Genomic DNA, 14,336 nt, shown 5'->3' on the forward strand with positions numbered 1-14,336 from the left:
TCGATGCGGCCGCCCTCGGGCGACTTGCTCGCGGGGGTGATCTTCGCGGAAGCCATTGCCGCCGTGTTCGCCCAGCCGGCGTGGCCGTCGACGCGTTCGAGCCATACGGGCCGGTTCGGCACCGCGGCGTCGAGGTCGGCACTGGTCGGAAAACGGCCGAGACCCCATTTCTCCTGATTCCACCCCGACCCGATGATCCACGGCATTTCGGGATTTTCGGCGGCATATTTGCGGATCGCCGCCTGCGCCTCGGCAAGGCTTTTGGTGTCCGAAAGGTCGAGCAGCATCAGCTGGAAGCCCAGACCCATGACATGGCCGTGCGCGTCGATCAGGCCGGGGATGAGGGTTTTGCCTTGGCCATCCTGTTTGAAATCGGGGCGTTCGGGGCGCTTGTCCTTGCGGTCGAGCAGCTGCTTCACCTTGCCCTGCGTGTCGATGACGAGCCCGGTGAAGCGAACGAGCTTGCCGTCCTTGTCGAGCGTGATGCCGTTGATGTTGTCGACGAGCGTATCGGCGTGCGCGGGGGCGGCGAGGGTCAGGGCCGCGAGCACCAGCAATCCCCTCCCGCAGGCGGGAGGGGCAGCGAGACTTGGGAGATGATCGGCTTTGCTGAAGCTGAAAAAGCTGAGTGCTCCCGCGAAGGCGGGAGCCCTTCTCCTGACGGCGCCATTTTGAACTGACCGGAGATGGATCCCCGCCTTCGCGGGGACACGGCTGTTCTTTTCTTCGATGCCCCTCACTTCGGCATCCTCGTCACGAGCGAGCTCGTGTCTTTTCGCCCGCCGCCGGCTTTCTGCACATCGGCGTAAAATTGATCGACCAGGCTCGCGACCGGCAAGGTCGCGCCATTGACGCGCGCCTCGTCGAGCGCGAGGCCCAGATCCTTGCGCATCCAGTCGACCGCGAACCCGAAATCGAACTCGTCCTTCGCCATCGTGCCCCAGCGGTTGAGCATTTGCCAGCTCGCCGCGGCGCCGCCCGACACCGCCTCGAACACCTTGTCGGTGTCGAGCTTCGACGCCTGTGCGAAGCGCAGCGCCTCGGAGAGCCCCTGGACCACCCCGGCGATCGCGATCTGGTTGACCATCTTGGTCGTCTGCCCCGCCCCGGGGCCGCCGATATGCACCATGCGCGCGGCATAGGCCTGCATCACCGGCGCGGCGGCGTCGAACGCGGCCTTGGTTCCCCCGCACATGATCGACAGCGTGCCGTTCTGCGCTCCGGCTTCGCCGCCGGATACGGGAGCGTCGAGGCAGAGGAGTCCGCGCCCCTCGGCCTCGACCGAAAGCTGGCGCGCGATGCGCGCTGAAACGGTGGTGTGGTCGATGAACAGCGCGCCCTTCCGCATCGCCCCGAACGCGCCGTCGCGGCCGAGCGTCACCTGCGCGAGATCGTCGTCGTTGCCGACGCAAGTGAGGACGACATCGGCATCCCTTGCGGCCTCCGCGGGGGTCGATGTCGCCGCGCCGCCGTGCTGCGCGACCCACGCATCGGCTTTGGCGCGCGTCCGGTTGTAAACGGTGAGGTTATGGCCCGCCTTGACGAGGTGGCCTGCCATCGGGCCGCCCATGACGCCGGTGCCGATGAAGGCGATGCGCAATTTTTGTTCGTTCATGGCCAAGTCCATAACCATGGTTTGCGCGGCGCGCCAGACACGTACCGCCGCCAAATAAATAGGGACAGTCCCTATTTATTTGGTCCGGTGGGCGCGGAGCGACCGGCATCCGCGAGAATATAGGGACTGTCCCTGTCATTCTCGCCCTTTCCCTCGCGTCCGCTTGCCGGTAGGGCCGCACGGCTATGACCGATCAATTCACCCTGACCGCCGCCGCCGATCTACCGGCGATCACATTGGACGATGTGCGCGCAGCGGCGGAGCGAATTAACGGCGCGGTGGTCCGCACCCCGACGCTCCATTCGCAGACCTTGTCCGAAATGGTCGGCGCCGAGGTGTGGCTGAAGTTCGAGAATCTGCAGTTCACCGCGGCCTATAAGGAACGCGGCGCATTGAACGCGCTGTTGCTGATGGCGCCCGAAGCGCGCGAACGCGGTGTGATCGCCGCGTCGGCGGGCAATCACGCGCAAGGGCTCGCTTATCACGGCAAAAGGCTGGGCGTTCCCGTTACCATCGTGATGCCGAGCACGACGCCGCAAGTGAAAGTCTCGCAGACCGCGAGCCATGGCGCGACGATCATATTGTTCGGCGAGAAATTCGACGACGCCTATGCGCATGCGCGCGAGCTGGAGGTCGAGCGCGGGCTGACCTTCGTCCATCCGTTCGACCATCCGCATGTCGCGGCGGGGCAGGGAACGGTCGCGCTCGAAATGCTCGAGGATGTGCCCGAACTCGACACGCTGATCGTGCCGATCGGCGGCGGCGGGCTGTTCACCGGCATGGGCACTGCGGCGCGCGGGATCAAGAATGACATGCGGCTGATCGGCGTGCAGGCCGAGCTCTATCCGTCGATGTACGCCGAGCTCAACGGCGTCGACATGGCGTGCGAGGGCGACACGCTGGCCGAGGGCATCGCGGTCAAGGAGCCGGGCGCCTATACGCGCAGGATCGTCGCCGAACTCAACGACGATATCGTGCTCGTCGCCGAGCGCCATCTCGAGCGTGCGGTCAGCCTGCTGCTCCAGATTGAAAAGACCGTCGTCGAGGGCGCGGGCGCGGCAGGGCTTGCGGCGATGCTCGCGCATCCGGAGGAGTTTGCCGGACGCAAGGTCGGGCTGGTGCTGACCGGCGGCAATATCGACACCCGCTTGCTCGCCAATGTGCTGCTGCGCGACCTCGCGCGTTCGGGCCGCATCGCGCGGCTGCGCATCCGGTTGCAGGATCGTCCCGGCGCGCTGTTCAAGGTGATGAAGCTGTTCGACGAGAAACAGGTCAACATCATCGAAATCTATCATCAGCGCATCTTCACGACGCTGCCCGCGAAGGGACTGATCACCGACATCGAGTGCGAGGCGCGCGACCGCGAGCATCTCGACAGCCTCGTCGCGGCGCTTCGCGATGCGGGCTATATGGTGACGACGGTCGAGCTGGCTTGATTTGCCCCTTCCGCGAGCGGGAGGGGCAGCGAAACTTGGCAGCTTGCTGCCTGGTTGCAGCGGGGTGGGCAGACCGGCCTCGCAGAGCCCACCCCGTTGCGACTAGCGAACAAGTTCGCAAGTCTCACTACCCCTCCCGCAAGCGGGAGGGGATTGCTATGGACTTGGTCGATGCGAACTTTTGAACTCTCCCTCACCGCCACTCCCGATGCCATCGACGAGCTCGGCCATGTCAACAATGCGGTATGGGTCCAGTGGATCCAGCAGGTCGCGACCGGCCATTGGGACGCCGCTGCGCCGCAATCCCACAAGGATACCTATATCTGGGTCGTGGTGCGGCACGAGATCGACTATCTCCGCGCGCTCGGCCCCGGCGAGACGGTGACCGCGCGGACGTGGGTCGCCGACAAGCCGCAGGGCGCGAAGTTCGACCGTTTCATGGAGTTCACCGGCGTCGACGGAAAGGCCCATGTCCGCGCGCGGACGGTGTGGGCGCTGCTCGACAAGGCGAGCGGACGGCCGCTGCGCGTGACCGATGACATCGTCGCGCCGTTTTCGGGATGATCATCCGGCCTGCCACAGCGGCCGACGCCGCCGCGATCTGGGCGATCCTCGAACCGGTGATCCGCGCGGGCGAGACCTATACGCTGGATCGCGACATGCGCGAGGCGGAGGGGCTCGCTTACTGGTTCGGGGCCGACAAGGAGACGTTCGTTGCGGAGGAGGATGGCGTCGTCCTCGGCACTTATTATCTCCGCGCCAATCAGGCGGGCGGCGGCGCGCATGTTTGCAACGCGGGTTATATGACGAGCGCGGCGGCGACCGGGCGCGGGGTCGCGCGGGCGATGGGCCTGCATTCGATTGCGCATGCAAAGGCGCGCGGCTTTCGCGCGATGCAGTTCAACTTCGTCGTCAGCACCAATGTGCGCGCGGTGGGGCTGTGGCAGTCGCTGGGGTTCGACGTGGTCGGCCGCTTGCCGGGCGCGTTCGATCATCCGGGCGAGGGTTTCGTCGATGCGCTGGTGATGTTTCGGACGCTCTGACTATTCCCTGATGCGTTCGCTCAGCGGCTTGTCGGCGAGCGCGTTCAGCGCCTTCAGTATCGCGCCATGCACATCGCCAACCTCTTCGAAGAGCGCGCGATAGACCTCGCTTATCCGCACGCTATAGGCGTCGATGCGGGCGAGCTGGTCGCGGCCCGCGTCGGTCAGCCGGAAAATCTTGCGGCGCGCGTCGGCGGGGTCGGCGTGCTGGGTGATCAGGCCGAGGCGGAGCAGCGCGGGGCATTTCTGGACGACCAGCTGGTGCGACTGGCCGAGCGCGCGCGCGAGCTCGGCGGCCGACGCTTCGCCCGCGACGCTGAGGGCGTTGAGAAGCGAGCAGGACCGCACGGGGACGATGATGCCGGCGTCGTCGAACAGCGGATGCGTCTGCTCCTCGATCCGCTGGCTGAGTGCTTCGCTGAGGCGGCCGAGGAACGAGATGTCGTCGAGATCAGTCGAGGCGGGCATAGGTCTGGGTCGTTCCGTCGCGGTCGATGCGTTCGAGCGCGGCGACCTTGCCGCCTTTGCGCATAATGCGGAAGCGGAAATCGCGTACCCCCTCGATCGCCAGCAGATCGCCGGCGAGCGGCTCGAGCGTCAGGCGGAGGCGTTCGCGCCAGGTGTAGAGCAATTTGCCCCCGACGAGGTCGATGCGTCGTCCTTCGTAGCGGCCGGTAATCGCCTTGAGCGCGGCGGTGGCTGGCCGGGCGCGAGGGGCGAGCTCCGGTGCGAACCAGTCCGCATCGGCCTGCTTCGCCGGATCGGACTTCGCAAGATCGGCGAGCGCGAGGCGGTGCGCGACGGCGAGCGCGTCAGCCGAGGCGACCTGATGATCGGGCACGACGCCCTGTCCCTCGAAATCGCTGCGGTCGACGGGGTCGCGGATCTGGCCGATCGGCACCTGTACGAAGAAATCGCTGCCGACGGGCTTGCGGTCGACCGGATGCGCGCCGCCTGCGGTGCGTTCGCCGATCAGCGTCGCGCGTCCGAGCTTTTTCAGCGTGTAGGCGAACCATTCGGCGGCGGAAAAGCTGGTCGATCCGGTGAGGACATAGACGGGCTTGCCGGTCAGGCGTTTCGCCGGCAGCGCGGGCAGCACCCATTGGCCGCGTTCGACGCGGCGGCCGTCGAGCGTGTAATAATAATCGAACAGCTCCTGATCCTTGTCGCCCGGAAACAGCTGGCTCGCGAGCAATTGGGCCATCTCCAGATAGCCGCCATTGTTGTAGCGCAGGTCGTAAATTACCGCATCGCCATTCTCGATAAAGCGCATCGCCGCCGCGGCGGCGTCATAGCCGGGTTCGGGGTCGGCGAAATGCGTCAAATCGACATAGGCGATATTGCCGCCCAGATAACGGAGGCCGGCAAAGCCGAAATTTTTCCGCGTCTCTTCGCGGCGTTCCTCTTCGCGCAGCGCAGCGGCGCGGGCGGGATCCTGCCGCGCCGCATAGTCGGCGACCCATTCGGGATCGACCCCGACCGCGAAATGCAGGTCGTTGCTCGCGGCGATCAGATCGTCGGTCAGCTCGCGCGCGAGGGAGTGCCGGTCGGGCACGGCATCATAATCGCCGGCGTCGAGATGGCGGCGCAGCACCGCCGCGATCGTTTTGGCCTTGTCGGGAAAGACATAATTCGCCTTGAGCGTCCGGTCGAGCTGTTCGACGACGACGCGCTTGTCGGCGGCCGTGAACGGCGCGTCCTGCGCCGTGGCGGCGCCCCCCGTCCAAGCGGCCGTGGCGGCGAGAATTAGTGCCCAATGCCGGATAGTCATTCGTTTTCCTGCCTGCGATACGATTTGTACAATATATTGCGCAATATATTGTAATTATTGCGAATGCAAGCGTGCGCTCGATCGAGCGGCGGGAGCGTGGGAGCGATCATCCGGTGAGGCGCGCCCAAAAATGAAGTCCGCCGGCAAGCCGACGGACTTCAAGAGAGCAAGATGGCCTTGGTTCCACCTTCCTCGGGTCGCACCCGCCTAATGTCCGATTCGGTGGATTGTTTCACTACCCACATGGGTAGGCGACAGAATATTTTCATTTTATCGCATTGCACTTGCCATCGCGGCTCCGCTCCTCTCAAATGACATTGCTGCGGATCTTCTGGGGGAAGTGCATGCAGAGCGACCAGCTACCGGTCTTTCCGTCCGACCATAATGCGCCGGACGAATGGGAAGTGCTCAACGCGCTGATCGGCGAAATCTATGATTCGGTGCTCCATCCCGAAAGCTGGAACGAAACCCTTGCCCGCATCACCGGCACCCTCTGTCCGCTGAGCTGGGAAGCGGCCTTCATCCTCTGGGAAAGCAGCAATCCGCCGCAGGCGCGTTTCGTCGCCGCGACGGGGCTCGCCGCCGGCATCCAGGAAATCTACACCGCGGTCTATGCCGGCAGCCATCCATGGTCGCGCAAGTTCCAACGCTATGGCAACGGCAGCGTCGTCGACAGCTATGACATCATGACGCGCGAGGAATTCTATGAAAGTGAATTCTTCCGCAATTTCCTCAAACCCTATGGCATCGACCGGCTTGTCGGGGTGTTGCTCGACCGGCGCGACGGCGACCGGCTCGGGCTGATGCTGCCCGGCCCCGGCGACCGCGATGTCGAGCGGTTGAAGCGCGGGCTGCGCGTCCTCGCCCCGCATATCCAGCGCGCGATGCGGATCAGCGACCGCATCGCGACGCTCGACCTCGCCGCGGGCGCCGCGCGTGCCGCCGCCGACGCCGCGCCCTTCGCGATCTTCAGCCTCGACGACCAGCTCAATATCCTCGCCGCGAACAACCGCGCGCGGCGCTACGAACGGGCGGGCTTCATCCGCATCGCGCAGGACCGCTTCGCTTTCACCCATCCCGCCAGCCAAAAGCGATTGCTCGACCTCGTCAAAAGCGCCGACCCCGCCGGCCTCGCTTTCCAGACCGTCGGCGCCGCGGACGCCGAATGCCCGGTGCTCGTCGCGCGCGTCACGCGCCAGTCGGCACAGCAACTCGGGAGCGTGCGCCTCGGCGCCTCGCTGATCGTCACGCTCGGCAGCGCGCCGGGCGAAACCCCCGTGGTCGAGATCGACCGCGTCGCGCAATGGTTCGGGCTGACCCCGGCCGAAGCCCGCCTCGCCGTCGCGCTCGCCGCGGGCGACACGCTACAGGATTATGCGGCGCAGCGGGCGGTCAGCGTGAACTCCGCGCGCTTCCTGCTGAAAGGGATTTTCCGCAAGACCGGCGCGACCTCGCAGGCGCAGCTCGTCGCGCTGCTCGCGCGCCTGCCTGCCGGGCGCGAGTCAGGCGCCTCCGTTTCGCTCACGCATAACCCACCCAGCCGCGCCAGGTGAAGGCGGCGTAGAATTGCTCGACATCGTGGAAACCCGCGGCGCGCAGCACCTCCTCGTCGGCTTCGGGGCTCAGCATCGCGACGTGGGTGGAGACGGCTTCGCGGCCCTTGGCGACCTGCTCGGGGTCGCCGCCCGATGCGATGGCAAAGGCGGCGTAGCGGTCGAGCCAGCGGTCGCGTTCGTGCGCGCCTTGCGGGAAGCTGCCGTGCGCGGCCACGAACGGCGCGCCGGGCCTGAGGCGGCGGCGGATTTCGGCGGCGGTGCGGATGCGTTCTTCGACGTCAAGGAAGTGGAGGGTGAGGAGGCAGGTCGCGCCGTCGAACGGACCGGCGGGGGCATCGTCGATATAGCCTTCGACCAGGTCGGCGCGATGGGCGTTCGGACCGAGCGTCTGAGCCGCGAGGTGCAGCATCGCGCCTGCGGGATCGACGCCGGTGAAGGTCCAGCGGGGATAGGCGTCGGCGAGCGCCCTCAGTTCGAGCCCGCCCCCCGCACCGAGGACGAGGATATGCGCGTCGCCCTGCACGCGCTCGGCCAGCAACAGCCCGGTCATGCGGTGGAGCCCGTCGAGCCCGGGAACGAAGCGCCGCGGCCCTTCGGTATAGCGTGCGATCGCTTCGGGATCCTTGAAGCTGTCGAGGAAATGCCGGGCGCCTTCAGCCATGGATATGCTCCTGTGTTTGAGGGGATCGCGCGGCCATGCGTGCGTGGAAATCGGCGGCGAGCGCCGCGAGCGTCACTTCGCCGAAGCGCGCGAGCAGCAGTGCTTCGGCCTCTTGAAAGCCGGTATCGAGCGCGGCGTTGACCGCCTGCTCGACGAGGCAGCCGGGCGCCTCGGTGCGGTTGCCCATCGCCATCAGGCCGGGGCGGCCGATCGCGTCATAGACGTCGCGCATCGTGATCCCGGCGAGATCGCGCGCGATCGTCCAGCCGCCGCCATGCCCCTTTTCGCTGTGGACGAAGCCCGCATCGCGCAGCCCGCCGAGGATGCGGCGGATCACGACCGGGTGCGTCTGCATCGCTTTCGCGAGCTGGTCCGAGGTCATCGGGGTGCCCTGTTCGGCCATGTGGAGGAGGACGTGGAGCACGCCCGAGAGTCGGCTGTCGCGTTTCATGTAACTTTAAATAGTGCGTGAAATGGCGACGTCAAGGCAGGGCTTGATCGGGAAACGCGCCGCTGTTAGGTCCGCTCGCGATGACCAACGATCAATCCCTCCGATTCAAGGCGTATTGGCGCTCCTTTACATAGGAGCGGCATGGCATCACCTGTGACCATCGCCGCCGTGTTCGGACAAGGCGAATGGTCATCATCACACCACTACCCCCCGGTCACGGCGTGCGCTTTTTGAAGAGACGCGACATGACCGATACTTTGCTTGCCCTGTCGACCGACCGTTGCCGCATCACGCCGCTGTTTGCCGACGATGCGCGCGCGCTGTCCGCGATCACCGACGAGATGGTGACCTCGCAGGTCCATTTCCTGCCCGCACCCTTTACCGAAGCCGACGCGCGCGCGCTGATCGCAGGCTCGGGCGGCGGCGACGTGTTTCACGCGGTGCGCGACGAAAGCGGCCTCGATCTCAATGGCGTGATCGGGGTGCACCGCCGTATCGGACAGGAATATGAGATCGGCTACTGGTTCGCGGCGCGCGCGCGCGGCAAGGGCATCGCGACCGAGGCGGTGCGCGCGGTCGTCGGGGCGCTCGCCTCGTCGCGCCCGGGCTGCTCGATCATCGCCGAATGCCATCCCGACAACGAGCGCTCGCGCGCGCTGCTGCGCCGGATCGGCTTCGTATCGACGGGCCGCGCGGGGAAGCGGCCGGGGCGGATGCTGATGGCGTGGCGCGCCGCGCCCGCCTGGCGTATCGACGTGTGCTAGTCTCTTGATCCTCCCTGCGGCGAAGCCGTGGGGAGGGGGACCGCTTGCGAAGCAAGTGGTGGAGGGGTCGGCAACGTCAGCGCCATTACCCCTCCGTCAGCGCTGCGCCTTTGGCGCAGTTTATCCTGAGCGCCTGCAAGGCAGTCGAAGGGCACGGCCACCTCCCCATGCCTTCGGCACAGCGAGGATTAATCGGGTTCCGACACCTCTTCGGTCAGCGCCTTGACGATCGCCGCCACCGATGTGGGCGCATAGGCGAAACCCATATGGCCGCAGTCGACCTCGACCTGCCGATCGCTTTCATGCGGAAGCCCGCGCGCGCTGCTCACCGCGACGACGCCGTCATGCTTCGACCAGAGCGCGAAGGTCGGCATTTCGGGGCGCGGGGCGGGGTGGAAGTCGATCGGCGGATTGTCGACCGGGTGGCGCGCGATCAGGTGATAGAGGCGCCAGGCGCGGTTGGCGCGGCGACTGCCCGAAAAAGGCGATCCCAGCGTGACGACGCGCGCGACCTTGTCCGGATGATGCTTGGCATATTCGCGCGCATAGATGCCGCCAAGGCTCCACCCGACGAGCGCGGGGGCATAGCCGGTGCGGTCGATGATCCATTGCACGCGCGTGTCGATGCGCTCGATAATGTCGGCAGTCGCGCCGCGGTTGAAGCCGAGACCCCAGGCATAGCAGCGGAAACCCGCGCGGCGGAGGTCGGCGCGCAGCGCCTTGGTCGCCCAGTCGCCCGACAGGAAGCCGGGGAGGACCATCACCGGCGGATGGTCGCTGTCGGGATTGGGTTCGGGCGGCATCGGCCGGATGCGCCCCGACAGCGCGCGCGCCAGCGACCCGATCTCGCGCCACAAGAGCTTCAGCGGCGGCAGCGCGTCGGGATCGGCTATGCGCGCGGGCCATTCGGCGCGCCGGGTGAGGAAGCCGCGGATCATGGGGGCGATATAGTCGTTGCTGCTCCCCGGCGAAAGCCGGGGTCCAGAAAAGGTTGCGCAATGTTTCTGGACCCCGGCTTACGCCGGGGAACAGTTATTTCTTCGGAACCAGCTTCACCAGCTTGCCGTCCTCGCCGTCGGTGAGCAGCCAGATCGAGCCGTCGTCACGCACCTCGACCTCGCGGACGCGCTGGCCGAAATCCCAGCGGTCGGATTTGTGCAGCTTGTCGCCGTCGATGCCCATGCGGATCAACCCTTCGCCCGACAGCGCGCCCATCAACAGGCTGTTCTTCCAGCCCGGATAGGCATCGCCGCCATACCAGACGAGCCCGGCGGGCGAGACCGACGGGTTCCACCACAGTTTGGGCGCCGCGAATTCGGGGCGCGTCGGATGGTCGGGAATATCCTTGCCGTCATAATGATCGCCGTTCGACACGATCGGATAGCCATAGTTCGCCTTCGCCTCGACCAGATTGACCTCGTCGCCGCCCTTCGGGCCCATTTCCTGGTTCCACAGCTTGCCGGTGCCGTCGAAGGCGAGGCCGAGGATGTTGCGGTGGCCGAGCGACCATATTTGCGCGGTGAGGCCGCCTTCCGACGCGAAGGGGTTGTCCGCGGGAACGCTGCCGTCGGGATTGAGCCGAAGGATCTTGCCGAGATTGCCGGTCATGTCCTGCGCGGGCGTGAATTTCTGGCGCTCGCCCGATCCGATGAAGAGATATTTGCCGTCGGGCGAAAAGAGGAGGCGGTGCGAATAATGGCCCTGGCCGGTGACCTTGGGATCCTGTTTCCAGATGATCTGGAGTCCCTCGAGCGCAGGGGCGGCGCCCTGCTTGAGCTTCGCCTTGCCGACCACGGCGCCATAGGTCTTGCCGGGGCCGGGCTCGACCCAGCTCAGGTAAATCGTGCCGGTGGTCGCGAAGTCGGGCGCGACGATCACGTCGCCGAAGCCTCCCTGACCGCCATAGGCGACCGCGGGGACACCCGCGACGTCGAGCGTCGGGCCGCTTTCCTGCCACAGTTTCAATTTGCCCGATCGCTCGGTCACGAGCGCCGCGCGCGTGCCGGGGACGAAGGTCATCGCCCAGGGTTCGTTGAAGCTCGCGACCTCCTTGACCGTGAACGGCGCGTCGGCGAGCGGCGTCGCGGGCTGCGCGCCCGATGCGTCGAGCTTGGCGGTGTCGGCGGGCGCGGCTTCGGTTGTGGCGGGCGCCGAACAGGCAGCGATGGTGAGTGCGGCGATCAGGGCGAGGGGCGGCAGATTTTTCATCGGAGGCTCGCTTTGCTGGGGAAGGACGCTCCGTTTTGACGCGCCGTTGCGGCAAAGTCGAGGGCGAGAATATTCCAGCGACCCCCGCCTTCGCTGGGGCGACGGGGATCTAGCGATCCGCCGCCTCGCGCCGCGCGGTGATCGTCTCGACGCTGTCCATGATCGCGTCGACCGCCTCGCTCGACGGCGGCGCGTCGGCGCGCTTCTGCGAGAACTGGCCGCTGTTCATAATCTCTTCGAGCGCGGCGCGTGCGCGCGATACGCGGCTTTTCATCGTGCCGAGCGCGCAGTCGCAGATGCTGGCGGCCTCCTCATAGGACAGCCCGCCGGCGCCGACGAGGATCAGCGCCTCGCGCTGGTCCTGCGGCAATTCCATCAGGCCGCGCTGCAGGTCGGCCATCTCGCCGCTGTCTTCCTGGGCAGCGGGGGTCGACATCGTGCGCTCGACCGCGGTCTCGTCATATTCGCCGACGAACTTGTTGCGGCGCATTTGCGACAGGAAGGTGTTGCGCAGGATTACGAAGGTCCACGCCTTGATCGAGGTGCCGCGCTCGAACCGTTCGCGCGATGCCCATGCCTTGACCATCGTATCCTGCGTCAGATCGTCGGCGAGGTCGGGATTGCCCGACAGGCTGCGGCCATAGGCGCGAAGATGCGGAATGACGCCCGCGAGCAGCGTCTTGAATTCGCTGTCGGTCAGGGGGTCGGCCTGCGGCTGCGAAGCAGCGGCGGTGGTTCCGGTCATTATTGCTTCGGGCTTTTCTGATCGAGCTGGGAAAGAAGGTCGAGCATATTGTCGGGCAGCTTTTCGGCGACGACATTGCCATAGATCATGCGCAGCTTCGCGCTGACGGGCTCGGGCGCCTGCCGCCCGGTCAGCGTGCGATGCCACTGGTCGCCGTTGGTGCCGGGAAAGCCCCCCAGCGGGCGGCGCGGCGCATCGGCGCCGGGCGGGAGGGAACCCTTGCCGTTCATCCTGTTGTTGCCTTGCGTAGCCATGCGGGAGCAACGACGAGAACGGCCGCGGGTTCCCCGCCTGCCGGTTTTTTTGACGAACGGTGTTGCGGCAAAAGCACAATGGCGGATCCGGACGGTATCGGTTGCCGCCTCTTTGGGTGCGCTTTTGGTTCCCATAAGGGATTCAACCCGCTAAGCCTTGCATCCATTCAGCGGTGCTCACTGCGCCCAAGCGATCAGGATTGCGTGACTAGCGACGAAACGCCTCAGCCGCTCGACGATGCCAGCTTCAAGCGCGAACTCGCGGCCATGCTGCCGCATCTGCGCGCGTTCGGGCGCAGCCTGACGGGCAATGCCGACCTTGCCGACGATCTGGTGCAGGAAACGATGCTGAAGGCGTGGAAGGCGCGCGCGCAATATGTGCCGGGTCCCGCCAGCATGAAGAGCTGGGCGTTCGTCATCCTGCGCAATTGTTTCCTGTCGCAGATGCGGCGCAAGAAATTCACCGCCGAATATGACGAGCTCGCCGCCGAGCGATTGCTCGTCGCGCCCGACGATCAGGACGACAGCCTGAACCTGGCCGATGTCCAGCGCGCGCTGATGCTGCTGCCCGTTGACCAGCGCGAGGCGCTCGTGCTGATCGGCGCCGGGCAATTATCCTATGAGGAAGGTGCGGCGATCTGCGGCTGCGCGGTGGGCACGATGAAGAGCCGCGTGTCGCGCGGCCGCGCGGCGCTGCAGGCGATATTGGAGAGCGGCGAGATGCCGCGGCGCAGCACCGACGTGATGCCATCGAGCGAGGCGTTCCGCACGATCATGGACAATGTCGACCAGTTGACCACGAACGGTCCCGCCGGGGACTGAGGTTGCTTTGAGGTTTCTCCCCTCCCGCAAGCGGGAGGGGAGATTATGCCGCCAGTTGCGGCGTAAACAGCAAACTCTGGCTGATCGCCGCGCGCACGGTATTTTCGCGGAACGGCTTCGAAATCAGGAAGGTCGGCTCGACGCGTCCGCCCGTGAGCAATTGTTCGGGAAAGGCGGTGATGAAGATCGCCGGGACCGGCGCGATCGCCAAAATGTCCTGCACCGCGTCGATCCCCGACGATCCGTCGGCAAGCTGGATATCGGCAAGAACAAGCCCCGCGTCGGTCTCTTCGAACGCCGTGACCGCATCCTCGTGCGTCGTCGCGATTCCCGCGACGCGGTGGCCAAGGTCGCGGACGATCTGTTCGAGCTCCATCGCGATGAGCGGCTCGTCCTCGATGATCAGCACCGAGGTTTGCGATTCGCGGTCGAGGTCGCCGACCGCATCGGCGAGCAGCGTTTCGACGGTCGCGCGGTCGGTGCCGGTGATCAATCCGGCCTCCTCGACCGAAAAGCCCTCGAGCGCGGTGAGCAACAGGATCTGGCGGCCGAGCGGGGTGATCTGCGCGAGGCGCTGGTTCGCGGCGCGAACCAGCGGATGCTCGCCTTCGTCGCTGCCCTCGCCATCGTCGATATAGGCGCTTTCCCAGATGCGGTGAAAATTGCGGTACAGGTCGATCCGGCTGTTGTCGCAGCTGTGAAACTCGTCGGGCGCCGCGACGATCACTTCCAGCGTCGTGTGGACGAAATTATCGCCATGCTGCTGGCTGCCCGTCAAAGCGCGCGCGTAGCGGCGCAAGAAAGGCAGGTGGCCGCGAATTTCCTCACCCAATGTCATCACATAATCCTCCTGGGGGAACCAGTCATACGCGGCCCGGCACGGGTCGGTTCCGCCGGTCGGCGTCGAAAAGCCGCGCGGGCGGCTGCAACTTGTCGCGCAGCGGTGCGTAGAGTCAGCCGGGCGCGACAAGGCTGCGACGTAAGTAAGTGGAATGCCACCACTTTCCCTA

The 14,336-nt window shown here is 66.1% G+C and carries 17 protein-coding genes; 6 read left to right on the forward strand and 11 right to left on the reverse strand.

The window, feature by feature from the left end:
• The coding region (locus VJ811_RS02130; RefSeq protein ID WP_324070624.1) for an amidohydrolase family protein at positions 1–557 on the reverse strand (557 nt) is incomplete at its 3' end.
• Between the two features lie 179 nt (positions 558–736).
• A complete protein-coding gene (locus tag VJ811_RS02135; RefSeq protein WP_324070625.1) occupies positions 737–1,615 on the reverse strand; it encodes an NAD(P)-dependent oxidoreductase in 879 nt (292 codons plus the stop codon).
• A gap of 185 nt (positions 1,616–1,800) precedes the next feature.
• Here VJ811_RS02135 and VJ811_RS02140 point away from each other — a divergent pair, with 185 nt between their 5' ends.
• The 3 genes from VJ811_RS02140 (at position 1,801) to VJ811_RS02150 (ending at position 4,094) form a co-directional block, all read left to right on the forward strand.
• Positions 1,801–3,051 carry a threonine ammonia-lyase gene (locus VJ811_RS02140; protein WP_324070626.1) on the forward strand — a complete coding sequence of 417 codons (1,251 nt, stop codon included), beginning with the start codon at positions 1,801–1,803 and terminating at the stop codon, positions 3,049–3,051.
• A gap of 171 nt (positions 3,052–3,222) precedes the next feature.
• A complete protein-coding gene (locus tag VJ811_RS02145) occupies positions 3,223–3,615 on the forward strand; it encodes an acyl-CoA thioesterase (protein ID WP_324070627.1) in 393 nt (130 codons plus the stop codon).
• Complete coding sequence (locus VJ811_RS02150; RefSeq protein WP_324070628.1) at positions 3,612–4,094, forward strand: GNAT family N-acetyltransferase; 483 nt, start codon at positions 3,612–3,614, stop codon at positions 4,092–4,094. The genes VJ811_RS02145 and VJ811_RS02150 overlap by 4 nt, the downstream gene beginning before the upstream one ends.
• Here VJ811_RS02150 and VJ811_RS02155 read toward each other — a convergent pair whose 3' ends face one another.
• Together VJ811_RS02155 and VJ811_RS02160 are read right to left on the reverse strand one after the other, a co-directional pair.
• On the reverse strand, positions 4,095–4,562 hold the full coding sequence (locus VJ811_RS02155; protein WP_324070629.1) for a MarR family winged helix-turn-helix transcriptional regulator: 468 nt from the start codon (positions 4,560–4,562) through the stop codon (positions 4,095–4,097).
• Positions 4,546–5,865 (reverse strand): S41 family peptidase, encoded by a 1,320-nt coding sequence (locus tag VJ811_RS02160; RefSeq protein WP_324070630.1) that lies wholly within the window; start codon positions 5,863–5,865, stop codon positions 4,546–4,548. Before VJ811_RS02160 ends, VJ811_RS02155 begins: the two co-directional genes overlap by 17 nt.
• 311 nt (positions 5,866–6,176) lie before the next feature.
• Here VJ811_RS02160 and VJ811_RS02165 point away from each other — a divergent pair, with 311 nt between their 5' ends.
• Positions 6,177–7,418 carry a hypothetical protein gene (locus VJ811_RS02165; protein ID WP_324070631.1) on the forward strand — a complete coding sequence of 414 codons (1,242 nt, stop codon included), beginning with the start codon at positions 6,177–6,179 and terminating at the stop codon, positions 7,416–7,418.
• Here VJ811_RS02165 and VJ811_RS02170 read toward each other — a convergent pair.
• The gene (locus VJ811_RS02170) at positions 7,387–8,082 is read right to left on the reverse strand and encodes a class I SAM-dependent methyltransferase (protein ID WP_324070632.1); all 696 of its coding nucleotides are present in this window, start codon (positions 8,080–8,082) and stop codon (positions 7,387–7,389) included. The two genes, VJ811_RS02165 and VJ811_RS02170, sit on opposite strands and share 32 nt — an antisense overlap.
• Positions 8,075–8,533 carry an Rrf2 family transcriptional regulator gene (locus VJ811_RS02175; protein ID WP_324070633.1) on the reverse strand — a complete coding sequence of 153 codons (459 nt, stop codon included), beginning with the start codon at positions 8,531–8,533 and terminating at the stop codon, positions 8,075–8,077. Before VJ811_RS02175 ends, VJ811_RS02170 begins: the two co-directional genes overlap by 8 nt.
• Before the next feature lie 245 nt (positions 8,534–8,778).
• On the opposite strand from VJ811_RS02175, the gene VJ811_RS02180 reads away from it, so the two are divergent.
• On the forward strand, positions 8,779–9,297 hold the full coding sequence (locus VJ811_RS02180; protein ID WP_324070634.1) for a GNAT family N-acetyltransferase: 519 nt from the start codon (positions 8,779–8,781) through the stop codon (positions 9,295–9,297).
• Between the two features lie 188 nt (positions 9,298–9,485).
• Here VJ811_RS02180 and VJ811_RS02185 read toward each other — a convergent pair whose 3' ends face one another.
• From VJ811_RS02185 to VJ811_RS02200, 4 genes are all read right to left on the reverse strand, one after another.
• Complete coding sequence (locus tag VJ811_RS02185) at positions 9,486–10,235, reverse strand: esterase/lipase family protein (RefSeq protein ID WP_324070635.1); 750 nt, start codon at positions 10,233–10,235, stop codon at positions 9,486–9,488.
• Between the two features lie 94 nt (positions 10,236–10,329).
• A complete protein-coding gene (locus VJ811_RS02190) occupies positions 10,330–11,505 on the reverse strand; it encodes a PQQ-dependent sugar dehydrogenase (protein ID WP_324070636.1) in 1,176 nt (391 codons plus the stop codon).
• A 109-nt stretch (positions 11,506–11,614) separates the two neighbouring features.
• Positions 11,615–12,250, reverse strand: a complete 636-nt coding sequence (locus VJ811_RS02195) for a sigma-70 family RNA polymerase sigma factor (RefSeq protein WP_324070637.1) — start codon at positions 12,248–12,250, stop codon at positions 11,615–11,617.
• Positions 12,250–12,480 (reverse strand): NepR family anti-sigma factor, encoded by a 231-nt coding sequence (locus VJ811_RS02200; protein WP_324070638.1) that lies wholly within the window; start codon positions 12,478–12,480, stop codon positions 12,250–12,252. The genes VJ811_RS02195 and VJ811_RS02200 overlap by 1 nt, the downstream gene beginning before the upstream one ends.
• A 291-nt stretch (positions 12,481–12,771) precedes the next feature.
• Here VJ811_RS02200 and VJ811_RS02205 point away from each other — a divergent pair, with 291 nt between their 5' ends.
• Positions 12,772–13,326 (forward strand): sigma-70 family RNA polymerase sigma factor, encoded by a 555-nt coding sequence (locus tag VJ811_RS02205; protein ID WP_414711902.1) that lies wholly within the window; start codon positions 12,772–12,774, stop codon positions 13,324–13,326.
• A 43-nt stretch (positions 13,327–13,369) separates the two neighbouring features.
• Here the strand turns inward: VJ811_RS02205 and VJ811_RS02210 are convergent, their stop codons facing one another.
• Positions 13,370–14,164 carry a response regulator gene (locus VJ811_RS02210; protein WP_324070661.1) on the reverse strand — a complete coding sequence of 265 codons (795 nt, stop codon included), beginning with the start codon at positions 14,162–14,164 and terminating at the stop codon, positions 13,370–13,372.
• Positions 14,165–14,336: the final 172 nt, after the last annotated feature.

Origin of the sequence: Sphingopyxis sp. (assembly GCF_035250425.1) — a bacterium.
Classification (GTDB): Bacteria; Pseudomonadota; Alphaproteobacteria; order Sphingomonadales; family Sphingomonadaceae; genus Sphingopyxis.

Bases quoted from the DNA above. Each gene is read 5' to 3' on its own strand.
- VJ811_RS02210 (WP_324070661.1), bottom strand. From the start codon at position 14,164: ATGACATTGGGTGAGGAAATTCGCGGCCACCTGCCTTTCTTGCGCCGC.
- VJ811_RS02190 (WP_324070636.1), bottom strand. From the start codon at position 11,505: ATGAAAAATCTGCCGCCCCTCGCCCTGATCGCCGCACTCACCATCGCT.
- VJ811_RS02155 (WP_324070629.1), bottom strand. From the start codon at position 4,562: ATGCCCGCCTCGACTGATCTCGACGACATCTCGTTCCTCGGCCGCCTC.
- VJ811_RS02185 (WP_324070635.1), bottom strand. From the start codon at position 10,235: ATGATCCGCGGCTTCCTCACCCGGCGCGCCGAATGGCCCGCGCGCATA.
- VJ811_RS02145 (WP_324070627.1), top strand. From the start codon at position 3,223: ATGCGAACTTTTGAACTCTCCCTCACCGCCACTCCCGATGCCATCGAC.
- VJ811_RS02175 (WP_324070633.1), bottom strand. From the start codon at position 8,533: ATGAAACGCGACAGCCGACTCTCGGGCGTGCTCCACGTCCTCCTCCAC.
- VJ811_RS02195 (WP_324070637.1), bottom strand. From the start codon at position 12,250: ATGACCGGAACCACCGCCGCTGCTTCGCAGCCGCAGGCCGACCCCCTG.
- VJ811_RS02205 (WP_414711902.1), top strand. From the start codon at position 12,772: ATGCTGCCGCATCTGCGCGCGTTCGGGCGCAGCCTGACGGGCAATGCC.
- VJ811_RS02135 (WP_324070625.1), bottom strand. From the start codon at position 1,615: ATGAACGAACAAAAATTGCGCATCGCCTTCATCGGCACCGGCGTCATG.
- VJ811_RS02200 (WP_324070638.1), bottom strand. From the start codon at position 12,480: ATGAACGGCAAGGGTTCCCTCCCGCCCGGCGCCGATGCGCCGCGCCGC.
- VJ811_RS02180 (WP_324070634.1), top strand. From the start codon at position 8,779: ATGACCGATACTTTGCTTGCCCTGTCGACCGACCGTTGCCGCATCACG.
- VJ811_RS02160 (WP_324070630.1), bottom strand. From the start codon at position 5,865: ATGACTATCCGGCATTGGGCACTAATTCTCGCCGCCACGGCCGCTTGG.
- VJ811_RS02140 (WP_324070626.1), top strand. From the start codon at position 1,801: ATGACCGATCAATTCACCCTGACCGCCGCCGCCGATCTACCGGCGATC.
- VJ811_RS02170 (WP_324070632.1), bottom strand. From the start codon at position 8,082: ATGGCTGAAGGCGCCCGGCATTTCCTCGACAGCTTCAAGGATCCCGAA.
- VJ811_RS02165 (WP_324070631.1), top strand. From the start codon at position 6,177: ATGACATTGCTGCGGATCTTCTGGGGGAAGTGCATGCAGAGCGACCAG.
- VJ811_RS02150 (WP_324070628.1), top strand. From the start codon at position 3,612: ATGATCATCCGGCCTGCCACAGCGGCCGACGCCGCCGCGATCTGGGCG.